The organism is Phocaeicola dorei, from assembly GCF_013009555.1.
Classification (GTDB): domain Bacteria; phylum Bacteroidota; class Bacteroidia; order Bacteroidales; family Bacteroidaceae; genus Phocaeicola; species Phocaeicola dorei.
On the sequence record NZ_CP046176.1, the window covers coordinates 1,397,926 to 1,423,155 of the forward strand.

A 25,230-nucleotide genomic window follows, 5' to 3' on the forward strand; every position below is an offset into this window, starting at 1 on the left:
GAGAGCCGGATACGCTGAGAGGTGTAAGTCCGGTTCGGGGGCGAGCATTTGGAAACCTGCCATAGAAATATGATAAGGCGCCGGGTGCTTAGCCTACACAAGACAGCCCGAAAGTTCTGGGCGAGCGTGGGCGTAGTGACACAGGAGATACAGGACATCATCGGCAGTCCCATCGTGAAGGAAGCCATCATCAACAACTCCGACGTGGTGATGCTGCTCGACCAAAGCAAATTTCGTGAGCGATTCGACGAGATCAAGGCGATATTAGGATTGACGGATGTGGATTGCAAGAAGATATTCACTGTCAACCGCTTGGATAACAAGGAGGGAAGAAGTTTCTTCCGTGAGGTGTTTATCCGACGTGGATCGACGAGCGGAGTGTATGGTGTGGAGGAGCCGCACGAGTGCTATATGACCTACACCACCGAGCGAGCTGAGAAGGAGGCATTGAAACTCTATAAGCATGAACTGAAGTGCAGACATCAGGAGGCTATCGAGCGGTATTGCAGAGATTGGGATGCCAGTGGCATCGGGAAGTCGTTGGCATTTGCGCAGAAGGTCAATGAGGCGGGGCATGTGCTCAATTTGACGGACGATGGAGCCACTCGCCGCTGACACGGCGAGCACGGGGGCTGATTGATGGAAACGGAAATCCCGGAATAGACGTAAAGCCCAGATGCCCGAAAGCAAAACTTTCGGGAACGGTGGCTGGGTAGTATTTACGATTAGTAGTAAATACGATTAGTAGTGAATACTACCAATAGTAAATACTACAAGTAGTAAAGTAGTGGAATAGTAGAAACTGAAAGTAGTAAAAACGTAAAGTAGTGAAGCAATGAGACGTTTATACCTTATTATAATATATATGTGTCTTACACTTGTCGTGGGAAGGGTTCATGCGCAGTATTACAGCGTGAACTACGACAAGCAGATCGTTGCCGCCATGGCTGCCGCATTCGGTGCTGGAGCTATGGCAGAGAGCTATTATAACGAGCAGGTGGGCGAAATCTTGAAGCACTACAATGCCGCAGAGGTTGCCACTGCCGGCATCTTCGCTGCCAAGTTCTTGGAGCGCAAGGCATTCACCGACCTCGGCATTTGGAGCAGTAGCACGGAGAACTACTATTACCGCCGCATCCACAATATGGTGGCGAACAAGATTATGCCCAAGATATGGACGGTGGCAGGAATGATGCTGAAAAGTCCGCAGACCGCCCTCTACTGGGGCAGTTACCTGATGAAGATATGCGCCGACACAAAGTCGCTGTGTATGCAGTTTGAGAGTGTCGTGACCAACAGTAGCTTGACCTTTGCCGACATTCAGTTCTTGGAAATCAACCAAGAGATAGCCGCCATCCTCAAACTCTCGGAGATAGGCAATGTAGATTGGCAGCAGCTGTTGGATGACATCGCCAGTGTGCCCGGCAACTTCACCGTGGAGAACCTCACCGCCGACATCGAGACGCTTTACAATATGGGAGCATCGTTGGCGACGGCAGGTATCAACGGGGCATCAGGCGCACTCTTGCAGCAGAGTGCCTTCAACGACCTTTTCAATGGCAAGGTGAGTAAAATCATCGACATCTATGACAACTACCATGACCTCTATGAACAGGCAGAGAACGGCATCGGCAGCACACTCCTTAGTCTGGTGGGTGGCGAGGACAACGTGGCAGCCCTCTTCGACCTCTCCAACTACAACATCACCTCGTGGATGACAGACTATCTGAGCGAGACGCAGGGCAACTACTATACACAGCGTTGGTACATTGCCCGACGAGACCAAGGCAGCGTAAGCCTCTGTGACTACTATCCGCCGACCGATGACAACAGTATTCTGAACGGTGACCATTGGTATCGTATCAACACCTCCGACCCCAACTTCTACCCTAACAGCACGCAGCGAGAGCAGATACTGGCCAACTCGGAGAACCATGCCGGATGGAGCCGCAGCCGTGTGCAGCAGCTCAACGCCCAGAGCGACGGCTTCACCTATACGATGAACTATTGGATGTCGTCGTACATCATCAGCCGTGGCGGCAAGCAGACCAAGAAGGCCTACGCCTACGAGATACACGTTACCAAGAGCTGGAACAACGTGGAAGAGGTGTATGAGGATGTCTTCGACTCCTACAGCATGGACTTGAATACCTTCAAGCGTCAGTTGCAGGCACGTCTCTCGGAGTATAACGACAACGAGGAGGGCTATGTCTATTACATCGGCAGTGACGCACGCCGTTACTATCAAGCCACCGATGCCGCCAAACTGAAGGGCGTGGAGAGCGTGACCATCAGCGTCACCTGTTCGGACGGTGTCACCCTCGGACAGGGCAGCACGCAGTACAAGTGCCGTGAGTGCGGCGGTTCGCTCAATGCCCACAGCAAGGAATGCGCCATGAGGACAAGCGTATCAGAAAATAATCTCGACCTATCGGAACTGGACGAGAAGGAACGTGAGGCGAATAGCAAGATAGCCCTGTTGGAGGCGCAGATAAGCCAGTTGGAGACAGAGAACAGGAACCTGCTCACGCAGATAGCCAATGCCTCTGTGGAGGAAGCCCCTGCCTTGCGGCAGCAACATAATGTCAACAAGACGAAGATAGACAACCTGAAGAAGGAATTGGCGACATGGCAGCAGCAGTTGGCAGACATACAGAATGCCAAGAGCGAGGCGGCTAACGACAATGCCACCTCCACCGATGACTACTACCGCATCCCTGCCATCATGCAGGATGTGAAGTCAGCCTACAATCTCACGTGGCAAGGTGCCGGTTCGTGGAACGGCTACACCTACGTCCGAACTGCCACCATGCCCAACATCAACGGCATTATCACCTTCAAGGCGACACTGTCCATTGCAAGGAAGCCCAAGTACTTCCTTGGCATCAAGATACACCGTGCGATACTGCAAATATCGTGGGAGCTGACCTCGGAATACACCGACACACAGGTGGTGGATGTGCTGACCCTTGACCCGAATGCCTCTGACGAGGAGAAGACGAGGCAGGTGAACAGCCGTATCTCGGAGATAGCCCAGGAGTTCCCGTCGTGCAGCATCACCACAGAATATGCCAAGAGCGAGGCAACCCAGACCGCCGACAATGACGATGTAATACACCTGCTCTGGTCGAGCGACCGTCTGGAGATAGCCCGTGAAGTAGATAGCCGTATCACCAAGATTTACGCCGACTTGGTATCATTAGAAAAAATGATGCACTACAAGCGCAGCATCATTGACGTGCTGAAGGACATTCTTCCTTCAATCGACGCAGACCAAGGTCGCAGAAGGACACTCATTGAAGAGTGCTACGAGCGATGGAGAGAGAATGCAGACCCTAACAGAGGGAATGGTGAAGATAACGAGAACGAAAACTGAGGGAGGAACGGAGAATGAGACATACCATCATCATAGCTCTCCTGCTGATTACCCTCTTCCCCAATACAGCCTTGGCGCAATGGGGATTCGATGCGGTATCGGTGGAAGCATACATCAACGACCACAAGAAGCAGCGCAGCCTCTTGCTGGCACGCAGCACTTTGGAGTACAGCAATCAACTGCTGCATGAATACAGCAGTGAAGAGGTGGGCAAATACAAGGAACTGAATGTGGATTTGGACAAATACACCCGGGCCTTCGACATCATCGATGTGATGTACCAGTCGTTGCGCACGGTGCTGAACGTGAAGAGCACCTACCAGACGGTGAGCGACCGCATCAGTGACTACAAGAACCTGTTGGAGGACTTCAATGATAAGGTCATCAAGCGGAAACACATCGAACTGGCTGACACGATGCTCATCAGCATCAACAAGAAAGCCATCGACAACATATACAACGAAGGAAGCCAACTCTACCATAGCGTCAACGACCTCGTGTTGTATGCCACAGGAGCGGCAGCCTGTTCAACTTCCGACCTGCTGATGGTGTTGGACAATATCAACAATTCGTTGGACCTGATAGAAAAACATCTGAACCAAGCCTACTTCCAGACATGGCGGTATGTGCAGCTGCGCATGGGCTATTGGAAGGAGAAGGTGTATCGGACGAGGACGAAGGAAGAGATACTGGAAGATGCCTTCAGCCGATGGAAAGTGGCAGGAAAACTTGACTATTGACGGATTGTAAACAAAAGAAGAACGGACATGAAGAAGACAATGATACTCATCATGGCGGTAGCAACCACCATCAAAGCCACAGCCCAGAGCGTGACCTACAACCACGACTCCTCCAAGCAGAACCAGATAACGGTGATGGAGACAGGTGGCGGTTCTCTCACCCCTGAGTTCTATTATTGGCTGTTACATAACAACTATAAGAAGACAGCGGCAGAGAAGAACAAGTTAGGTTTCCGCACTCTTGCCGGCATCAACCTCTACAACCAAGTAGATGATGCGGAGAAGATAGACTCTGCCCTCACCAAGCGTGCTGAGGTGGAAGCCTTGAACGTAGCCGACCGACAGATAGACCTCGCCTGGCTTGCCGAAAGCAGCAAGATCAACGGTCAGTTGGACAAGATGAAGGCGAACATAGACCATATCATCCCTACAGGAGGCACCATCAACGACAAGCGTCGGTGGGAGGAACTGTACAATATGTACCAGTGTGCCGTGAAAGCCACCAAGGATGCCTATATGCCCAATGCACAGAGAAAGCGGCAGTATCTTAGCATCTATGCCGACCTGACGACACAGAACGAGACACTACTGAAATACCTTGTGCAGCTCAACACCCAAAGCCAGACTACCGCCCTCTTGGCAGCCACCAACGACCGTGTAGTACATAAAGGCAGCATCATCAGCGATGCCAAGAGCCGTTGGCAGGAAAACATGAAGGGCGTGAGGAGCTCGACAGGCACTGACGGCGATGATGCCAACAGCGGTGAGGGTGAAGAAAGTGTGAACAGATAGAAATAAGGGAAGAGAAGAAATAATCACAAAACAGCATAGAGATATGAACGATATTCAGATTTTCAACAACGAGGAATTTGGAGCAGTCCGAACCACAGGAACACCAGAGCAACCCTTGTTCTGTTTGGCTGATGTGGCAAGAGTTCTTGGACTAAAAACCAGCAAGTTGGTACAACGACTTTCGGATGATGTACTTTCAAAGTACCCCATCTCGGATAGTCTTGGAAGAGAACAGGTTACAAACTTTATCAATGAAGACGGACTGTATGATGTCATCCTTGACAGTCGCAAACCCGAAGCCAAACGTTTCCGCAAGTGGGTGACATCGGAGGTGCTCCCCTCTATCCGCAAGCATGGTGCCTATATGACACAGCAGACCATCGAGAAGGCATTGGCAGAGCCAGACTTCCTGATACGGTTAGCAGTCAATCTGAAGGAAGAACGACAAAAGCGTCTGCTTGTCGAACAGGAGTGTGAACACCAAAGGACACGCATCGTTGAGTTGGGATCCAAGGTGGATGACCTGCAACAGGAGGTGACGGAGATGAAGGACAAGGTGAGTTACCTTGACATCATCCTTGCCACGAAGAGCAGTGTCCTGGTCACACAGATAGCACAGGACTATGGCGAGTCGTCCATCCGCTTCAACCGACGTCTGAAGGAGATGAACATCCAGTATCAGCGTGGCAAGCAGTGGATTCTGTATGCCGACTACAAGGACTGCGGTTATGTGACCAGCGAGACCTACCTCATTAAACACAAGGACGGTACGGAGGATGTGCGCATGAACACCAAATGGACACAGAAAGGTCGCCGCTTCCTCTATGAGAAACTGAAGAGCGTGGGAGTCATTCCTGTTATCGAAAGAACATAAAATAAAGAAATAGCTATGGAATCAATATCAAAAATACAGTTACGTCTCTATGCCGCCAAGAGGAAAAACGGCAAGTGGCAGTTGGAGATGTCAAGGATGCCGAAGCGAATCAGCGTTATCGGCAGGACACCCATCGTTGATGAGCATTATATGCCATCTGATTTAGAGGTAGTTTCAATGTCAAAGCTTCACAAATATGTCGGAAGTTACTACGGCAAGATTGTGAAGACCCTCAAAGAGGAAGGCATCATCACCAAGGAATATGGAATGTGGAAACTGCGTGAAGACCTTCAGGACAAGGGCATTGCGGTATATGTCACAGGCAGGATGCGCTGCTTCTACCACTTCTATCTGTCATGGACACCGAAAGGCATAGAGTTTATCAAAGAGATTATCAACAATAGAACCAGGCACTGATGGCAGACAACATACTCAGCGATTTCGGCATCAACATCCTCGAAGAGGAGATTGACGATGTGATATTCCAGACCAACGAGTTCCTGACCGATGCCACCTTCACAGGCTCACAAGGGCCGTTCTGGTGGATCCTCCAAATGTGTATGGCATTGGCGGCACTGTTCTCTATCATCGTGGCGGCAAGCATGGCCTACAAGATGATGGTGAAGAACGAACCGTTGGACGTGATGAAACTGTTCAAGCCCTTGGTGGTGAGCATCATCCTCTGTTGGTGGTACCCACCTGCTGACACAGGCATGACCAACAGCGGCAGCAGCTGGTGCGTATTGGATTTTCTATCCTATATTCCCAATTGCATCGGCAGTTACACCCACGACCTCTATGAGGCAGAGGCGACCCAAATTTCCGACAAGTTTGAGGAGGTGCAGCAGTTGGTATATGTCAGGGACTCGATGTACACTGACCTCCAGGCACAGGCAGACGTGGCGCATAAGGGCACATCAGACCCCAACCTGATAGAGGCGACGATGGAGCAGACGGGCGTGGACGAAGTGACCAACATGGAGAAGGATGCCAGCAAACTGTGGTTCACCTCACTGACGGCAGGGGCCGTGGTGGGCATCGACAAGATAGTGATGCTGATAGCCCTGATCGTGTTCCGCATCGGTTGGTGGGCGACGATATACTGTCAGCAGATATTGCTCGGAATGCTCACTATATTCGGTCCAATACAATGGGCATTTTCGTTGCTGCCCAAGTGGGAAGGAGCGTGGGCGAAGTGGCTAACCCGTTATTTGACAGTTCATTTCTACGGAGCCATGCTCTACTTCGTCGGTTTCTACGTCCTGTTGCTGTTTGATATTGTGCTCTGCATACAGGTAGAGAACCTGACGGCCATCACCGCCAGTGAGCAGACGATGGCAGCCTATCTGCAAAACTCGTTCTTCTCGGCAGGCTATCTGATGGCAGCGAGCATCGTGGCGTTGAAATGCCTGAACCTCGTGCCCGACCTTGCGGCATGGATGATACCAGAGGGCGACACCGCCTTCTCAACCCGAAACTTCGGCGAGGGCGTGGCACAACAAGCCAAGATGACGGCTACGGGAACCATGGCGACCGTGATGAGATAACATGTGAGTGTGCGGTGAGTCACCGCACCTCCTATTGAAACAAATAAAAGTAACCATCAAGAAAAATGAAAGCAAAAAATGAAATTGAGCGTTGGCTCAAAGATGAGAAATTCATGGCGTTTGCCAACAAGCGTGCAAAGGAAGAGTTTTTCAATTCCGAAAACAACTACATCGACCCACAGTATGAGGAGATGGCAGAAGGCTTTGAGGATAACGACGAGTATGTAGTGCCTATGGTAGATTACCTGAGTTATCGCTTGCATCGTGCCAAAATCTACAGAAATCGACGGAGACGTGAACGTGACATCTGGTGGGTGTGGATCCAACTGAAATACGAAGGCATCTACGTAGAGGCTTGCATCAAGTATTACGCCAAACTGGTGGAAGAAGTTGAGAAGGACATATACACCATCCTGCACCGTGAATATGTGAGAATGAAGAGAAATCAGACCTCAAACAAGCAGTAACGTATGGTAATCAAGAACTTAGAAAACAAAATCAAGCTGGTGGGCATCATCTGCTCTGCGTTCCTCATGGGCTGCATCATCATCTCGGTGTCGAGCATCTGGACGGCGCGCTGCATGGTGACGGACGCGCAGCAAAAGGTGTATGTATTGGACGGCAACGTGCCCATACTGGTGAACCGCACCACGATGGAGGAAACGCTGGATGTGGAGGCAAAGAGCCATATCGAGATGTTCCACCATTACTTCTTTACGCTTGCTCCCGATGACAAGTACATCCGCTATTCGATGGAGAAGGCGATGTATTTGGTCGATGAAACTGGTTTGGCGCAGTACAATACGCTGAAGGAAAAGGGCTTTTACAACAATATCATGGGTACGAGTGCCGTGTTCAGCATCTTTTGCGACAGCATCAAGTTCAACAAGGAGAAGATGGAGTTCACCTACTACGGTAGGCAAAGGATAGAGCGAAGGAGCAATATTCTGATGCGTGAATTGGTGACGGCGGGACAGGTGAAGCGCGTGCCGAGGACGGAGAACAATCCTCATGGACTGCTCATCACGAACTGGAGAACCTTGCTCAACAAGGATATTGAGCAGAAGTCGAAGTCAAACTTCTAATATCCTAGCGGTATGAGTGTAAAAGGAATCAGACGGATGCTTGTGGGCGAGGATATGCCCGACAAGAACGACCCCAAGTACAAGAAGCGGTATGAGAAGGAGGTGGCGGCAGGGCGCAAGTTTGCCAAGACCGCGAGGATAGACCGTGCGGCGGCTAAGGTGCAAGGCTTTGCCAATGCCCACAAGACGCTGTTTCTCGTCATCGTCTTCGGCTTTGTCGCCACGTGCTTCGGCATCAACATCTACAGGATGGTGCGGTATTACGGTCATCGGACGGAGGCTGCAAGTGCCATCGAGCGGCAGGAAGGGCGCATGAAGCAGATGATGAATGCAGCCCATTGCATCACTCCTCCCGTGACGCATCGAACCAACGAGGAGAATCGAGACAAGTCAGTAACATCAAAATCAGACAGCGATGAGAATAACAGATAAGATAAACTTCCGTCAGCCGAAGTACATGCTGCCAGCCATCGTGTACATCCCGTTGATTGCCACAGGCTATTTTGTCTTTGACATGTTCAATACGGAGGTGGCGGAAACGCAGGACAAGAACCTGCAGACCACCGAGTTTCTGAACCCCAACCTGCCCGGAGCGCAGATTAAGAATGGTGACGGCATCGGTGGCAAGTATGAGAACATGGCGAAGTCGTATGGTCGCATAGCAGACTATTCGGCTGTTGATAACATTGAGCGTGACAACGAAGAAGAGAAAGAAGCGTATGAATCCAAGTACACAGAAGAAGACCTTGCGGAACTCGTCCGTCAGGCAGAAGAGAAGGACGATGCAGCCGAAGTGGCCGATGCCAAGGCGCGAGAAGCGGAAGCACTCGAAGCACTCAACAAGGCACTCGCCGAAGCGAGGCTGAGAGGACAGGCGGCAGTTGCCCCCGTGGCCCAGGATACCACACAGGCTGGGCCTCCCAAGGAGCAGATTGAGGTGAAAGGTCAGATTGCCGAGGACAGCAAGGCGGTGAAGGCACTGGACGAGGAGGACAAGGCACAGGAGGTGGTGAAGAAGGTGAAGGTGACTTCGGACTATTTCAACACCCTGACGCAGAACGAGCATGAGCCAAAGCTCATCAAGGCCATCATTGACGAGGACGTGAAGGCTACGGACGGGTCGAGGGTGCGGCTGAGACTGTTGGACGATATTGAGATTGGTGAGACCGTGGTGAAGAAAGGGTCGTACCTCTATGCCACCATGAGCGGTTTCGGTTCGCAGCGAGTGAAGGGTAGCATCAACTCCATCCTTGTGGATGACGAGCTGATAAAGGTTTCGCTTTCGCTTTATGACACGGACGGACTGGAGGGACTGTATGTCCCCGGCAGCCAGTTCCGTGAGACCACGAAAGATGTGGCGAGCGGTGCTATGCAGAGCAACATGAACATCGACCAGAGTGGAGCGAACAACAGTTTCTCGCAATGGGGAATGCAAGCCGTGACCAATGCCTACCAGAAGACAAGCAATGCCATCAGCAAGGCTATCAAGAAGAACAAAGTGAAGCTGAAGTATGGGACGTTTGTTTACCTTGTAAATGGGAAAGAGAAAAGGAAATAGACACTGCCCGACAACGGAATTGTCGGGAACGGTGGCTCATAGAGTATAAACATCAAAAAATCAACTAATATGAATTGTTTTCAGAAAATGAATGTCTGTGCATTGCTTTCGCTGAGCGTGCTTTCAGCCAAGGCGCAGACCACCTACATGGAGATGGAGCAGCTGACGGTCAACGACCAAGTGACCACCGTCATCACCGCCTCCGAACCCATCCGCTTTGTCGATATATCCACAGACAAGGTGGTGGGCGACCAACCCATCAACAACACCATCCGCCTGAAGCCGAAGGACAACGTGTATGCCGACGGTGAGGTGTTGGCGATAGTGACAATCGTGACGGAACGCTACCGCACGCAGTATGCACTGCTCTATACCACGAGGATGCAGGAGGCAGTAACCGATAAGGAAATAGAATGCTCGGAGCGCAATGCCTACAACAATCCCGCTGTAAGCCTGTCCACTGCCGACATGACCAAGTATGCACGTCAGATATGGTCATCGTCTGCCAAATACCGCAACGTGGCGACGAAGATGCACCGCATGGTAATGCGCCTGAACAACATCTACAGCGTGGGCGAATATTTCTTCATCGACTTCTCCGTGGAGAACAAGACCAACATCCGCTTCGACATCGACGAGATGCGCATCAAACTATCGGACAAGAAGCAGAGCAAGGCTACCAATGCGCAGATAGTGGAACTGACCCCATCTCTTGTGTTGGACGATGCGAAGACCTTCAAGTATGGCTATCGCAACGTGATTGTGGTGAAGAAGATGACCTTCCCCAACGACAAGGTGCTGACCATCGAGCTGTCGGAAAAACAGATAAGTGGACGCACCATCTCGCTCAGCATCGACTATGAGGATGTGCTGTCTGCCGATTCGTTTAACCATATACTGTTGGAGGAGGAATAATGAGAATTAGGAATGAGGAATTAGGAGTGAGGAATTGGCTTGTGCATACCTTACTCGTTGTCATCTGTTTTATGGCAAGCATGACTCCGGCAATGGCGCAGCAGAATAGCGACCGCATATCCTTGGGGTTCGGATGCCTGTATGAGCGAGGACTGGACGTGACGCTGTCCTACGAGTATGAGACGAAGTACCACAATGCGTGGGAGTATTTTGCAAACGGATATATCAAGTGGAACGAGTGCGCATCGTGCGGTCATGTCTGTCCTGAGAGTTTTTGGAACAACTACCGCAGTTATGGTTTCGGCTTTGCCTATAAGCCCTGTGTGGCAAGAGGACGCAACCACCATGGCAACATGCGCATAGGAGCATCGGCAGGTAGCGATACTGACAGGTTCTTGGGTGGCATCCACCTCGGCTATGAGCAAAACTATACACTCAGACACGGCTGGAAGCTCTTCTGGCAGGTGAAGACCGATGTGATGATCAAGGGTGAAGACCTGTTCAGAACGGGTATTGTCCTGGGTGTGAAACTTCCTGTAAAATGACTATGCGTATGAAGAAACTGTTTTCAATCTTGGCAGTTGCGGCAACGGTGTTGCTGACTGCCTGTGACGAGCATCAGGACTTTCCCGACACAGCCATGAAGGTCACCCATATCTTGACCACTGACGGCAAGGTGATGCCCTACGAAACCTACGAGCAATCGTGCAAGCAAGCCATTGCAGTGGTGTTCAACGTCAATCAGAGGGAAGAAATGGAGGGAAACGGATATGCCGTCTATCTGTGGGACATCGCTCCCGAAGCCTTTGCTGACAGTATCGGTGTGGAACAGGACACATCCTGTGACCTCACCGCCTACGACGGCAACAAGAACACTTTTGCCCTTTATGGCACGACCGATGTGAAGTCGCCTTTGGCTGAGCGTGTCTTCGACATGTGGCGTTACGGGCAAAGTGCCTATATCCCCAGTGTGGCACAGATGCGTCTGCTCTATCATGCCAAGGACATCATCAACCCATACATCCTGAAATGCGGCGGCACACCTATCCCCGATGAGGATGATGACTGTTGGTATTGGACTTCAACGGAGGTAGAAGGACAAGCGACCGCCAAGGCATGGCTTTACTCACTGGGAAGCGGTGCCATACAGGAGACTCCCAAGTGGCAGCCGCATAAGGCGAGACCCATCATCACGATTATGGATTAGCCCATATACAGACATCGAGTATCACCCGTATCATCATCAAAGTACAACAATTAAAAAAGAAAAAGCATGAAAAAGAATTTGTTTCTAATGTTGGGACTTGGAGCCATGCTCCTCACGTCCTGTGACCAAGACATCGTCAATGAGATTTACCTGCCCGGTGGCGGAGGTTCTGTGGTCGTGACCGACAGCACATCAACCAAGCAGCTTCAGGTATTCACCAATCTGGAGATGCTGCAACCTGCCGTTTCCACACGAGCCGTTGACAACCAGTGGGAACTCAATGATATGATTGGCATCTCTTCCACAGGGATGATCAACAATATGAAGTTCACCCGAAGCGGCGGCACGAATCAGTTTGTGTCAGCCAACAAGGTGTTTTTCACGGACACAGACACTCACACCTTCAATGCCTACTATCCCTATACGGCAAATCCTACCAACGACCTCATAGAGTTCCAAGTGCCGGAGGCAGCTGTACAGAGTGAGCAGAAGGTCAATGATTTTCTGTTTGCCAGTGGAGCGGCATCATACGCCAATCCGAGCCTTACATTGAACTTCACCCATCAGATGGTGCGTGTCATCATCAAGGTCTATACCTCACCAGAATACGGTTTCACCACCAATGATTTTGCAGGAAGCCTACTCACGTTCGTCGGTTATTTTGACAGCGGTACTTTCAACATCAAGACCGGAAAGGTAGAATGCAGTGACGAGTCGGTGACGACCTATTATTTCGGCGACCCACAAAGTGACCACATGGAATATACGCTTTATGTTCCTGCACAGGTTATGCCAGACATGACATTGCAACTCAGCAATGGGGAGAACTTCGTATTCCTCACAAACGACACGTGGAAAGCGGGTCATTCCTACAGCTATTCATTGAAGCCTGTACGCAACACCTTGGAGGTCATATCTGCAACTATTTCTCCGTGGACAGTAGAGTCTGAGAAGACCATCAACGGCTACGAATAAAACTCATAAGAGGATTGGAGGGTGTCCACCGTGGCATCCTTCATCTTTTCTCATTATCACCCAACATCATCGTAAAGTAAATGGAAGAAAGCAAAGAGTTACAGGGTTTTTACAAGATATTCAGGGCGGTGATTTATGTCTCCATCCTGATGGAGTTCTTCGCCTACGCACTGGAGCCGGAGCAGTTGGACTTCTTGGGCGGCGTAGTGACGGATATCCACACTCGCATCAAGCGGTGGATGATTTACCATGACGGCAACCTCGTGTATAGCAAGGTGGCTACGTTCCTGCTGATATGTATCACCTGTGTGGGAACGCGCAACAAGAAGCATCTGGAGTTTGACGCTCGCAGGCAGGTGCTCTATCCGCTGCTGTCGGGAGTGCTGCTGATTGTGCAGTCCGTATGGCTGTTCGGTCATTCGATAATGCCCTGTTTCTATACCCTCCGTTTGAACACTTGGCTCTATATGCTCACTTCCATCGTCGGTGTCGTATTGGTGCATATCGCCCTCGACAATATCTCTAAGTTCCTGAAGGAAGGGCTGCTGAAAGACCGCTTCAACTTCGAGAATGAGAGCTTTGAGCAATGCAGGGAGTTGCAGGAGAACAAGTACAGCGTGAACATCCCTATGCGCTATTATTACAAGGGCAAGTTCCGCAAGGGATGGGTGAACATCGTCAATCCGTTCCGTGGCACATGGGTTGTGGGTACTCCTGGTTCTGGTAAGACCTTCTCCATCATCGAGCCGTTTATCAGGCAGCACAGCGAGAAGGGCTTTGCCATGGTGGTGTACGACTATAAGTTTCCCACTCTCGCCACCAAACTCTACTATCATTACTTGAAGAACAAGAATGCCAAGGACAGCAAGATGCCCCATGGCATGAAGTTCAACATCATCAACTTTGTGGATGTGGAGTATTCGCGCCGTGTGAACCCCATCCAGTTGAAGTACATCAACAACCTTGCCGCAGCGAGCGAGACCGCCGAGACCCTGCTTGAATCCCTGCAAAAAGGCAAGAAGGAAGGCGGCGGTGGCAGCGACCAGTTCTTCCAGACCTCTGCCGTCAACTTCCTTGCCGCCTGCATCTATTTCTTCTGCAACTACGGCAAGGAGCCCTACGACAAGGACGGAAAGATGCTGATTGCCGAGCGGCGTGAAGACCCAAAGACGAAAAGGCTGATACCCACAGGACGGGTGTTCGACCATTCGGGCGCGGAGGTGCAGCCCGCTTATTGGTTGGGCAAGTACAGCGACATGCCACATATCCTATCGTTCCTCAATGAGAGTTATCAGACCATCTTCGAGGTACTTCAGACCGACAACGAGGTAGCCCCCTTGCTTGGCCCGTTCCAGACTGCCTTTGCCAACAAAGCCATGGAGCAGTTGGAAGGTATGATTGGCACGCTACGTGTCTATACCTCCCGTCTCGCCACCAAGGAATCTTACTGGATATTCCACAAGGACGGCGATGACTTCGACCTGAAGGTCAGTGACCCGAAGAATCCAAGTTATCTGCTCATTGCCAACGACCCCGAGATGGAGAGCATCATCGGTGCACTGAATGCCTTGATTCTCAACCGCCTTGTAACGAGGGTGAATACAGGACAGGGCAAGAACGTTCCTGTCAGCATCATCGTCGATGAGTTGCCGACCTTGTATTTCCACAAGATAGACCGACTGATAGGCACAGCCCGAAGCAACAAGGTGAGCGTGGCACTTGGCTTTCAGGAACTTCCGCAGTTGGAAGCCGATTATGGCAAGGTGGGTATGCAGAAAATCATCACCACCGTGGGCAATGTGGTGAGCGGTTCGGCAAGAGCCAAGGAAACCCTCGAATGGCTGTCGAGTGACATCTTCGGTAAAGTAGTGCAACTCAAAAAGGGCGTGACCATCGACCGTGACAAGACCTCCATCAACCTCAATGAGAATATGGACAGCCTGGTGCCTGCAAGCAAAATCTCCGATATGCCCACAGGTTGGATATGTGGACAGACCGCCCGTGACTTCGTAGTCACCAAGACCGGGATGAACGGAAGCATGAACATCCAGGAGAGCGAGGAGTTCAAGACATCCAAGTTCTACTGCAAGACCGACTTCGATATGACGGAAATAAAGAAGGAGGAATCGGAGTATGTCCCTCTCCCTAAGTTCTATAAGTTCAAGTCGAAAGAAGAGCGAGAGCGCATCCTCTACAAGAACTTCGTTCAGGTTGGGGAGGACGTGAAAGCCATGATTAAAGAGATTCAGCAGTTCCGCACTATGATGTAGTGATATTGATTAGAGTGCGGTGAGACATCGCACCTCCTATATAAAATAATGTAATGAGAAGATACATCATCGTACTATTGAGCATGTTGGCCATCTGTAGCGTGCCCTGTCAAAGCCAAACCATTGACAGGGCACTGTTTGAACGGATGGTAGCCATTACCAAACACTTCGAGGGTTGGCACGACCCAAAGACCACACCGGGCTATGTGGGCTATGGTCACCAGCTACAGAAGGGAGAGCGTTTCCCGAAAACACTGACACGTCAGCGTGCAGATTTGCTGTTACGGACAGACCTCCTCCGGCACCTGCGCCTATATGCCCGTTATGGCAGGGATGCTTATCTGCTTGCCACCCTCTCGTACCAGATTGGACCAGCCAAGTTGTTAGGCAATGGACGATACCCGAAAGCGTCCCTGCTCACCCGATTGGAACGTGGCGACAGGGACATCCTGCCACTCTATCTGAGCTATTGCAAATGGAGGGGAAAAGCAGTGGCATCCATTAGGAAACGGAGGTGGGTGGAATATCAGCTGTTGTATGCCGAGCGGTGAGGCACCATCCCTCCTATACCTGTTTGTCTGTCACTTATATTATATATAAAGGTAATAATTGCAATTTCAATGTTAAAGTCAGAGCATTATGGCATCCATCAAATTAAAGTTCAGAACATCATCTGTTCAAGAGAAAGAGGGTCGCCTGTATTATCAGGTGATACACAATCGTGTGGCACGTCAGATCCATACAGAGTACAGAATCTATTCCTCAGAGTGGGATGCGGACCATTCAAACATCATTTTGCCAACTTCCGTCACTCCACAACGTCAAGCCTATCTTCTTTCCTTGAAAGATACATTGGATGCTGACAGGAAGAAACTGCTGTTGGTCATTGCACGGTTGGACAAGGAAGGGCAGTCATATACAGCAGACACCGTCGTTGACAACTTCCATGAGGGAAAAGAATTACATGGCATTATCGGCTATACGCTGGAGTTGAACGAAAAACTGAGACGCATCGGCAAGAAGCGGATGGTAGCAAGGTACAAAACCACCCTCAACAGCCTCCAGCGTTACCTGAAAGGAGGCGATGTGCCATTGGAGGAAGTCGATGGGACAACGATACAAGGCTATGAACAGTGGCTGAAAGACAGCGGACTGTGCCGCAACACCACCTCTTTCTACATCCGCAACCTGCGCACCATCTACAATCATGCCGTAGATGACGGACTGGTCATCTCTTCCTCACCGTTCAAGCATGTATATACCGGCATCGACAAGACCGTCAAGCGGGCACTCCCCTTGGAAATCATCAAGCAACTGAAAGAGCTGGACTTGAGTCTGAACCCCCGTTTGGAGCTTGCAAGGGATATGTTCCTGTTCAGTTTCTATACCCGTGGGATGTCGTTCATCGATATGGCACAACTTACACCAAGCAATCTGCATGGCAGTACGCTCATTTACCGCCGTCAGAAGACCTCACAACAGTTGCACATCAAATGGGAACCTGCCATGCAGGAGATAGTGGCGAAGTACAAAACAGATGATTCTCCCTACCTGCTCCCTATAGCAAAAGGAGAGGGAGCCATATTCTGGAGACAGTACAAGAATGCCTATAGCCGTATCACCAAGCAGTTGAAGAAAATCGGAGAAATGATAGGCCTGTCCGTACCCCTGACCACCTACGTAGCCCGCCACTCCTGGGCAAGCATAGCCAAGAGCAAGAACGTGCCCGTATCTACTATCAGCGAGGCATTGGGGCATGACTCCGAGAAAACCACACAGATATACCTCTCCTCATTGGACACCTCTGTCGTTGACAACGCCAACAATCTCATCATCAATTCTCTTTAGGAGGTGCAGCGTCTCACTGCACCTTTATTTCAATATTTATAACTATTGTATTGCGGTGTGATACCGCAACTATAATAAAAAAGTCGGGGATTGTTGAGCAAAAAGGTGTTTCTCTCTTTAAGAGAAACTCTTCGGGATGCAAAAATATGAAAATAACTCCAATTCACCAAATTATATAGCGACTTTTTTACAAAAATGCTAAAATTTGTTGATTTCCGTCAAGCAATTGTTGAGCAAATATGTCTTTTACGATAAAATGATACCTCAATATCAACTGTTTAGCAAAACGATATTTCTCTTAAAGAGAGAAACATCTTTTGCATACCTTTTCCGACCGAATTTTTATGTCGTAAAGAGGGGCTTTGCAGGGGGTGGACTCAGAAAGATGAGAATAGATGACTATTGTAGTTGAAACACATAGAAAGTTGCTGATATACAGACCGATACGCATATCGGGATGAACCATGAGTACGTTCTTTTCTCAAAAAAACACATGTCAAAACAGTATGGTGAATGTATTGGACAAGGATAAGATACTGTGGTATGTCATGCGGGTCTACAAGAACGAGAATACTGCCGAAGATCGGCTCTCTAATGAAACGTATGGCTTAGAGTATTTCATACCCAAGCAGAAAGTCCTTCGCACTGTCAAGGGCAAGAAAGTCTTTTTCATGGTACCCGTCATCCATAGTCTGGTGTTTGTGCATGCAAGTCATCAGAAGATTGTTGATTTCAAACACAATTATTATTACGACCTACAGTTTGTCACATGGAAAAGTGGCGGAGAACTTGTCTATCTGACTGTACCTGATGAAGACATGACCAACTTCATCAAGGTGTGCAAGCAGGCAGATGAAGAGGTACACTTCTACAAAATCAGCGAAATCAACAAGGAAAAAGATAAAATCAACATTGAAAAAGGTAAAAGAGTAAGGGTACATGGCGGACCGTTCGACCAGGTGGAGGGCTACTTCATAAAAGTGGCAAAAAAGAGAGGTCGGCAGCTTGTCGTCATTATTCCCGACCTACTGGCGGTTTCAGCTGAGGTGAAGCCGGAATATATTCAAATCATAGACTGAGATTATGGAAACACGAATTACCCCCCCCGAATTGATTGATACAGAGGGATTAGTACAGGACAGACCGACACAAACGGCCTATTAAAGTTAGATAGAGAATGAGTTTAATTTGGATTGTCAACATCCTGTCGGTATTCTTCCTGTGCGTGTTTTTCGCAGGAATCGTGATACCGCAGATTCTGCTCATCGCCTTCCGCAGGCGACTGTTCGACGAGCCGGACGAGCGGAAGATACATCAGTGTGTAGTGCCTCGCCTTGGCGGTATGGCCTTCAAGCCCGTAGTGTTCTTCTCCTTTGTCCTGCTTTTGGCGGTCAATGTCTCAACCGGACATGATGAGCTGCTTAAGGAAATAGGCGCAGAAGCGTTGCCATTGGCATACGCCTTCTGCGCCATCATCATGTTGTACCTTGTCGGCATTGCCGATGACCTTATCGGTGTGCGCTACCGTGCCAAGTTCTTTATCCAGATAGTCTGCGGCATCATGCTGGTGGCTGGCGGAGTGGAACTGTCCGACCTTCACGGAATGCTGTTCATCCATTCCATGCCGTCGTGGATTAGCATCCCTCTCACCGTTTTCGTTACGGTTTTCATCATCAATGCCATCAACCTCATCGACGGCATCGACGGACTGGCCTCTGGGCTGTGCAGCATTGCCTTCCTGTTCTACGGGATGACCTTCATCTGGTTCCACCAGTATCTCTATGCCATGCTTGCCTTCGCTACTTTGGGCGTACTCATACCATTTTATTATTACAAGGAAATATATATCGAAACCGAACGAATTATCATTCGAAATTTCAAACAGAAGGATGCCGAAGGGTTGTTGGAGTATCTTTCCCATCCGCGTGTGAATTGCTTTGCCGGAGACCGCCTTTGTTCCAGAGAGGCGGCATGGGCATATATGCAGTATTCCCCGAAAGACATGCTGCGCTATGCGGTGAGTCTGAAAAAAGATGACTTTATTATCGGTGACGTGTTCGCTTTGCGTGAGAATGAAGACACTTATAATGTGGGGTGGCATTTCAACAAACGTTTTGAAGGCAAAGGATTCGCTTGTGAAGCGGCAGCCGGATTGTTGGATTATCTTTTCCGAGAGGCGGGCGCACGGCGTATCTATGGATTTGTGGAAGATGACAATATCCGCTCCAAACGCTTATGCGAACGTCTTGGTATGCGCCGCGAAGGATGTTTCAAAGAGTTTGTGACATTCGTAAACAATCCTGACGGCTCCCCAAAATATGAAGATACCTGTGTTTATGCCATTCTCGAAAAAGAGTGGAATACCATCCGTCAGTGGTGACACACCAAACCTATTATGAATTAATACAAAACAAGAAGAAAATATGAACAAGCAATTCATTATCACGAATTTCGCCGCATTTGCTCTCATGCTGTTCCTGCCGACCGGATGCAGGCAGGCGGACGGCAAGCAGGATGCGGTGCAGAGTTATCGGGTCATAAAGGTCGCGGCAAGTCCGGTGGAAATCTCCGAGTCCTATTCCGCCGCCATACGCGGACGGCAGGATGTGGACATCCTGCCGCAAATATCCGGGCGCATTATCCGTCTGAAAGTGAAAGAGGGTGAACGGGTGAAGACCGGTCAAGTATTGGCTGTAATTGACCAAGTGCCCTATCGGGCGGCATTACGCACGGCGCAGGCCAATGTCAGCGCGGCACAGGCAAAAGTGGAAACGGCAAGAATCGAGCTGCGGGGCAAGCAGGCATTGTTTGACGAGAAGGTCATATCCGACTACGAGCTTTCTCTCGCCCGGAACCAACTGGCAGTGGCGTGTGCTGAACTCGAACAGGCAAAGGCACAAGAATCGGATGCACGCAACAATCTCTCCTATACGGAAATCAAAAGCCCGAGCAACGGAGTAGTAGGCACATTGCCCTATCGCATCGGTGCGCTTGTCGGTCCCAATATGGCACAGCCTTTCACGGTCGTGTCCGACAATGCGGAGATGTATGCCTATTTCTCCATTTCGGAGAATATGCTACGGCGATATTTGGCTCGCTATGGCTCGATTGACAGCATGATAGCCGGGATGCCGGAAGTGGGCCTGCAACTCAACGACGGCAGCCTGTACAAGGCGAAAGGACGTATTGAAACCGTAAGCGGCGTGGTGGATCCTGTTACCGGAACGGTACAAATCAAAGCCCTGTTCCCCAATCCCGACCGCGAACTGTTGAGTGGCAGCATCGGCAATGTCATCCTTCAAAACCCGAAAACGGAGGCCGTAACCATTCCCATGACCGCCACCGTGGAACTGCAGGACAAGATTATCGCTTACCGTCTGAAAAACGGACAGGCGGAAGCCGCCTATCTCACGGTGGACCGCCTGAACGACGGCAACCGGTTTATCGTAAAAGAAGGTCTTTCGGTCGGTGACACCATTGTCGCCGAAGGCGTGGGACTGGTGAGAGAAGGCATGAGCATAACCCCTAAAAACGAAACGAAATGAACCTGCGATTTTTTATAGACCGCCCGGTGTTTTCGGGCGTTATCTCGGTGGTGATTGTACTGTTGGGCATGATTTCCATGTTTTCCTTGCCGGTGGAACAATACCCCGACATCGCACCTCCGACCATCAACGTATTCGCAACTTATCCTGGAGCAAACGCTGAAACTGTGCAGAAGGCAGTGATAACCCCTCTGGAAGAAGCCATCAACGGCGTGGAAGACATGACCTATATGACTTCCACGGCATCGAATACGGGCGATGCTTCCATCAACATCTATTTCAAGCAGGGAACCAACGCGGACATGGCGGCGGTAAACGTGCAGAACCGCGTGAACGGCGCGCTGAGCCAGCTTCCGGCGGAAGCCACCAAGACCGGTGTCACCACTGAAAAGCAGCAGAATGCCGAACTGATGACTTTCGCGCTCTATTCGCCCGATGACCGCTTCGACCAGACCTTCCTGAACAATTACGTGAAAATCAATGTCGAGCCGAGGCTGAAACGTATCAGCGGCGTGGGAAAGGCACAGTTGTTCGGTTCCAACTACAGCATGCGACTTTGGCTGCGTCCCGACAAGATGGCGCAATACGGGCTTATCCCCGATGACATATCCACCGTACTCGCACGACAGAACATCGAGGCCGCCACCGGCTCCTTCGGTGCCAATCATCCTACCGCCAATGAATACACGATGAAATACCGCGGACGCTTGTCCGGCGCGGAAGAGTTCGGTGAGTTGGTCATCAAGTCACTGCCGGGCGGCAATGTGCTTCGGCTGAAGGAGGTTGCCGATGTGGAACTGGGCGATGAATACTACAACTATTCCTCCGAAGTGAACGGGCATCCGGCAGCCATGATGCTCATCAACCAGAAAGCCGGGTCCAATGCTTCAAGCACCATCAAGGAGATTCACGAAGTGCTTGACGACCTCAGCCGGGACTTGCCCGAAGGGACGGAATTCGTGGTGCTTACCGATACCAACAAGTTCCTGTATGCTTCCATCAATTCTGTTATCCGGACACTTATTGAAGCGATACTTCTGGTTATCGTGGTGGTATATGTATTTTTGCAAGATATTAAGTCCACGCTTATTCCTACGATATCCATTTTCGTCTCCATTATCGGTACGTTCGCCGTGATGTCCATGATCGGCTTCTCCGTCAACCTGCTCACCCTGTTCGCGCTTGTGCTTGCCATCGGAACTGTGGTCGATGATGCCATTGTGGTGGTGGAAGCGGTGCAGGCGAAGTTCGACGAGGGCTATCAGTCTGCGGTTCTCGCGGCTGATGATGCCATGAAAGGCGTTTCGTCGGCTATCCTGACCTCTACCATCATCTTTATGGCAGTGTTTTTCCCCGTTGCCATGATGGGCGGGACTTCGGGAGCGTTCTACACGCAGTTCGGTATCACGATGGCTGTTGCCGTGGGAATCTCGGCAGTCAATGCCTTCACACTCTCACCGGCACTTTGCGCGCTGCTGCTGAAACCCTATATCGATGAGCAGGGCAACACCAAGAACAATTTTGCAGCCCGTTTCCGTAAAGCGTTCAATGCCGTCTTCGACCGTCTGAGCCGACGCTATGTACGTGGAGTGATGTTCATTATCCATCGCCGATGGCTGTTGTGGAGCATCATAGGCATTTCTTTCGGGTTGCTGGTGCTGCTGGTCAATGTCACAAAGACGGGACTTATTCCCGAAGAGGACACCGGGACGGTCATGGTGAGCATGAACACGAAGCCCGGCACATCCATGGCTCAGACAAGTAAGGTGATGGAGCGTATCAACAGCCGTCTCGACAGCATCGGCGAGATTGAATACAGCGGTGCGGTCGCCGGTTTCTCTTTCAGCGGTTCCGGTCCCTCGCAGGCGATGTATTTCGTGACACTCAAAGACTGGGAGCAGCGTAAGGGAGAGGGGCAGTCGGTCAATGATGTCATCGGAAAGATTTATGCCGCCACTTCGGATATTCCCGATGCCACGGTGTTCGCCATGTCGCCTCCGATGATTGCCGGGTACGGCATGGGAAACGGTTTCGAGCTTTATTTGCAGGACAAGGCGGGCGGAAACATCGCCGCCTTCAAGGAAGAGGCAGACAAGTTTGTCGAAGCCTTGTCGCAGCGACCCGAAATCGGCGAAGTCTATTCCTCCTTTGCCACGGATTATCCGCAATACTGGGTGGATATCGATGCCGCCAAATGCGAACAGTCGGGTGTGTCGCCCGCAGATGTGCTTTCCACATTGTCGGGCTATTATACCGGACAATATGTTTCCGACTTCAACCGGTTCTCCAAGCTCTACCATGTGACCATGCAGGCTCCGGCGGAATATCGTGTGAATGCGGAATCCCTGCACCACATGTATGTGCGTGCCACCGATGGCGGCATGTCGCCTTTGAGCCGGTTCGTGCGCCTGACCAAGACCAACGGCCCGTCAGACCTCACCCGTTTCAACCTGTTCAACGCCATCTCGATTAGCGGGTCTCCGGCTCAGGGCTACAGTTCGGGGCAGGTGCTCGAAGCCATCGGCGAGACGGCACGTGAAGTGCTTCCGTCAAATTACACATACGAGTTTGGCGGCATTTCGCGTGAGGAAAGCAAGACGACCAACAATGCCACGCTTATATTCCTGCTCTGCATGGTTCTGGTCTATCTGATTCTGTGCGCCTTGTATGAGAGCGTGTTCATACCCTTCGCGGTTCTGTTGTCGGTGCCTTGCGGACTGATGGGCAGTTTCCTGTTTGCGTGGCTCTTCGGTCTGGAGAACAACATCTACATGCAGACCGGACTTATCATGATTATAGGCCTGCTTGCCAAGACAGCGATCCTGCTTACCGAATACGCCGGTAAACGGCGGTCGGAAGGCATGACGCTGGCACAGGCGGCATACAGTGCGGCAAAAGTCCGCCTGCGCCCCATATTGATGACTGTGTTGTCCATGGTGTTCGGTCTTGTCCCGCTGATGATGGCGCACGGAGTGGGTGCCAACGGCAGCCGTTCGCTTGCCACAGGTGTAATCGGTGGAATGATTGTAGGTACTTTGGCTCTGTTGTTCCTTGTGCCGTCATTGTTTATTGTATTCCAATATATCCAAGAACGTGTTAAGCATAATTAAATGAAGAAGACAGTAATATATATCATATTGTCGGGATGGATGCTTGCCGGCTGTGGCACATACAGCCGGTATCATCGCCCTGACCTCTCAACGGAGAATCTGTATCGGGACATGCCGGCGGACATTGATACAATGACCATCGCGTCCCTGTCGTGGCGGGAAATGTTTACCGACCCGAAACTCCAGTCCTTGATTGAAACCGGACTTGAACGGAACGCAGACCTCAATGTGGCACGGTTACGCGTGGAAGCGGCAGAAGCCGTCCTGATGACTGCCAGACTATCATATCTTCCATCACTGGGACTGACTGCCGAAGGTAATGCCAATAAACATGACGGAGCAACGGCAAAGACATATAATGTGGGAGCGTCGGCAAGCTGGGAACTGGACATCTTCGGCAAACTTACGGCGGCAAAGCGTGGCGCAGCCGCCGCATTACAAGGAAGCCGTGCCTACCGGCAGGCCGTACAGACACAGCTTGTCGCCACTATTGCAGACAGTTACTACACCCTTGCCATGCTTGACGCACAAATGACAATAAGTAACCGGACTTTGGAGAACTGGCGGACTACCGTACGCACTCTTGAAGCGTTGAAAAAAGTGGGGAAATCAAACGAGGCTGGCGTATTGCAGGCAAAGGCGAACGTGATGCGACTCGAAGCATCCCTGTTATCCATACGCAAGAGTATTTCCGAAACAGAAAACGCCCTGTCTGCGATACTTGCCATGCCGTCACACTCGATTGGACGAAGTGATCTGGCCGAGGCTGCTTTCCCCGATACTGTCTCGATCGGAGTCCCTTTGCAACTGCTTTCCAACCGTCCCGACGTGCGTCAGGCTGAAATGGAACTGGCGCAAGCATTCTACGCCACCAATGCGGCCCGTGCCGCCTTCTATCCCAATATTACCCTCTCGGGAATTCTTGGATGGACTAATAACGGCGGTGGCGTAATCGTAAATCCCGGACAATGGTTACTTAATGCCATCGGTTCCCTGACACAGCCGTTATTCAACCGGGGCGTAAACATCGCCAACTTGAAGATAGCCAAAAGCCGTCAGGAAGAAGCCAAACTGTTGTTCCGGCAATCATTACTGAACGCAGGAAAGGAAGTGAACGATGCTCTGACCGCATGGCAGACGGCAAAATCGCAAATTGAAATCAATGCTCGGCAGGTTGAAACATTATGCGACGCTGTGCGAAAGACAGAATCGCTGATGCGTCATTCCAATACCACCTATCTGGAAGTGCTGACCGCCAAACAGTCTCTTCTCGAAGCGGAAGTGCAACAGTTACAAACTCGTTTTGAACGCATACAAAGTATAATTAAACTTTACCATGCGTTGGGAGGAGGAATGTAACTTTACAAGAATTATAACCTAATACTGAA

22 protein-coding genes and 1 pseudogene are annotated in these 25,230 nt (G+C 50.6%); all 23 read left to right on the plus strand.

The features are described 5' to 3' along the window. Positions 1 to 93 precede the first annotated feature (93 nt). Positions 94 to 615: pseudogene (locus tag GKD17_RS05490) on the plus strand (TraG/VirB4 family ATPase); the annotation flags it as partial. A gap of 220 nt (positions 616 to 835) precedes the next feature. Continuing rightward, positions 836 to 3,376 (plus strand): hypothetical protein, encoded by a 2,541-nt coding sequence (locus GKD17_RS05495; RefSeq protein ID WP_005816117.1) that lies wholly within the window; start codon positions 836 to 838, stop codon positions 3,374 to 3,376. A gap of 14 nt (positions 3,377 to 3,390) precedes the next feature. Beyond that, complete coding sequence (locus GKD17_RS05500) at positions 3,391 to 4,116, plus strand: hypothetical protein (protein ID WP_005816118.1); 726 nt, start codon at positions 3,391 to 3,393, stop codon at positions 4,114 to 4,116. A 27-nt stretch (positions 4,117 to 4,143) separates the two neighbouring features. Continuing rightward, positions 4,144 to 4,908 carry a DUF5045 domain-containing protein gene (locus tag GKD17_RS05505; RefSeq protein WP_005816119.1) on the plus strand — a complete coding sequence of 255 codons (765 nt, stop codon included), beginning with the start codon at positions 4,144 to 4,146 and terminating at the stop codon, positions 4,906 to 4,908. A gap of 43 nt (positions 4,909 to 4,951) precedes the next feature. After that, positions 4,952 to 5,782: a phage antirepressor gene (locus GKD17_RS05510; RefSeq protein ID WP_005816120.1), complete on the plus strand. Its 831-nt coding sequence runs from the start codon at positions 4,952 to 4,954 to the stop codon at positions 5,780 to 5,782. Between the two features lie 15 nt (positions 5,783 to 5,797). After that, the gene (locus GKD17_RS05515) at positions 5,798 to 6,199 is read left to right on the plus strand and encodes a hypothetical protein (protein WP_005816121.1); all 402 of its coding nucleotides are present in this window, start codon (positions 5,798 to 5,800) and stop codon (positions 6,197 to 6,199) included. Then, complete coding sequence (locus tag GKD17_RS05520; protein WP_005816122.1) at positions 6,199 to 7,329, plus strand: hypothetical protein; 1,131 nt, start codon at positions 6,199 to 6,201, stop codon at positions 7,327 to 7,329. The genes GKD17_RS05515 and GKD17_RS05520 overlap by 1 nt, the downstream gene beginning before the upstream one ends. Positions 7,330 to 7,394: 65 nt before the next feature. After that, positions 7,395 to 7,796 (plus strand): hypothetical protein, encoded by a 402-nt coding sequence (locus GKD17_RS05525; RefSeq protein WP_005816123.1) that lies wholly within the window; start codon positions 7,395 to 7,397, stop codon positions 7,794 to 7,796. A gap of 3 nt (positions 7,797 to 7,799) precedes the next feature. Next, positions 7,800 to 8,414 carry a conjugative transposon protein TraK gene (traK, locus tag GKD17_RS05530; protein WP_005816126.1) on the plus strand — a complete coding sequence of 205 codons (615 nt, stop codon included), beginning with the start codon at positions 7,800 to 7,802 and terminating at the stop codon, positions 8,412 to 8,414. A gap of 12 nt (positions 8,415 to 8,426) precedes the next feature. Further along, positions 8,427 to 8,846: a hypothetical protein gene (locus GKD17_RS05535; RefSeq protein ID WP_005816127.1), complete on the plus strand. Its 420-nt coding sequence runs from the start codon at positions 8,427 to 8,429 to the stop codon at positions 8,844 to 8,846. Continuing rightward, positions 8,830 to 9,972 (plus strand): conjugative transposon protein TraM, encoded by a 1,143-nt coding sequence (gene traM, locus GKD17_RS05540; RefSeq protein ID WP_005816128.1) that lies wholly within the window; start codon positions 8,830 to 8,832, stop codon positions 9,970 to 9,972. The genes GKD17_RS05535 and traM overlap by 17 nt, the downstream gene beginning before the upstream one ends. A 69-nt stretch (positions 9,973 to 10,041) precedes the next feature. After that, the gene (traN, locus tag GKD17_RS05545) at positions 10,042 to 10,887 is read left to right on the plus strand and encodes a conjugative transposon protein TraN (RefSeq protein WP_005816133.1); all 846 of its coding nucleotides are present in this window, start codon (positions 10,042 to 10,044) and stop codon (positions 10,885 to 10,887) included. 71 nt (positions 10,888 to 10,958) lie between these two features. Continuing rightward, positions 10,959 to 11,432 carry a hypothetical protein gene (locus GKD17_RS05550; RefSeq protein WP_425285375.1) on the plus strand — a complete coding sequence of 158 codons (474 nt, stop codon included), beginning with the start codon at positions 10,959 to 10,961 and terminating at the stop codon, positions 11,430 to 11,432. Positions 11,433 to 11,440: 8 nt separating this feature from the next. Continuing rightward, entirely contained in the window at positions 11,441 to 12,094 is a 654-nt protein-coding gene (locus GKD17_RS05555; protein ID WP_005816136.1) for an Lcl C-terminal domain-containing protein, read from the plus strand. A 66-nt stretch (positions 12,095 to 12,160) separates the two neighbouring features. Then, entirely contained in the window at positions 12,161 to 13,069 is a 909-nt protein-coding gene (locus GKD17_RS05560; RefSeq protein WP_005816138.1) for a fimbrillin family protein, read from the plus strand. 80 nt (positions 13,070 to 13,149) lie between these two features. Beyond that, complete coding sequence (locus GKD17_RS05565) at positions 13,150 to 15,339, plus strand: type IV secretory system conjugative DNA transfer family protein (RefSeq protein ID WP_005816140.1); 2,190 nt, start codon at positions 13,150 to 13,152, stop codon at positions 15,337 to 15,339. Positions 15,340 to 15,392: 53 nt separating this feature from the next. Next, entirely contained in the window at positions 15,393 to 15,890 is a 498-nt protein-coding gene (locus GKD17_RS05570; protein WP_005816141.1) for a lysozyme family protein, read from the plus strand. An 88-nt stretch (positions 15,891 to 15,978) separates the two neighbouring features. Then, entirely contained in the window at positions 15,979 to 17,187 is a 1,209-nt protein-coding gene (locus tag GKD17_RS05575) for a putative resistance-associated DNA invertase (RefSeq protein WP_005816149.1), read from the plus strand. A 506-nt stretch (positions 17,188 to 17,693) separates the two neighbouring features. Continuing rightward, a complete protein-coding gene (locus GKD17_RS05580) occupies positions 17,694 to 18,266 on the plus strand; it encodes a UpxY family transcription antiterminator (protein ID WP_007837407.1) in 573 nt (190 codons plus the stop codon). Between the two features lie 98 nt (positions 18,267 to 18,364). Next, the gene (locus GKD17_RS05585) at positions 18,365 to 19,567 is read left to right on the plus strand and encodes a GNAT family N-acetyltransferase (RefSeq protein ID WP_008021343.1); all 1,203 of its coding nucleotides are present in this window, start codon (positions 18,365 to 18,367) and stop codon (positions 19,565 to 19,567) included. A gap of 43 nt (positions 19,568 to 19,610) precedes the next feature. Further along, positions 19,611 to 20,732: an efflux RND transporter periplasmic adaptor subunit gene (locus tag GKD17_RS05590; protein WP_005816213.1), complete on the plus strand. Its 1,122-nt coding sequence runs from the start codon at positions 19,611 to 19,613 to the stop codon at positions 20,730 to 20,732. Beyond that, positions 20,729 to 23,842 (plus strand): efflux RND transporter permease subunit, encoded by a 3,114-nt coding sequence (locus GKD17_RS05595; protein WP_007837417.1) that lies wholly within the window; start codon positions 20,729 to 20,731, stop codon positions 23,840 to 23,842. The genes GKD17_RS05590 and GKD17_RS05595 overlap by 4 nt, the downstream gene beginning before the upstream one ends. Then, positions 23,843 to 25,201 (plus strand): efflux transporter outer membrane subunit, encoded by a 1,359-nt coding sequence (locus GKD17_RS05600; RefSeq protein WP_005816221.1) that lies wholly within the window; start codon positions 23,843 to 23,845, stop codon positions 25,199 to 25,201. Positions 25,202 to 25,230: the final 29 nt, after the last annotated feature.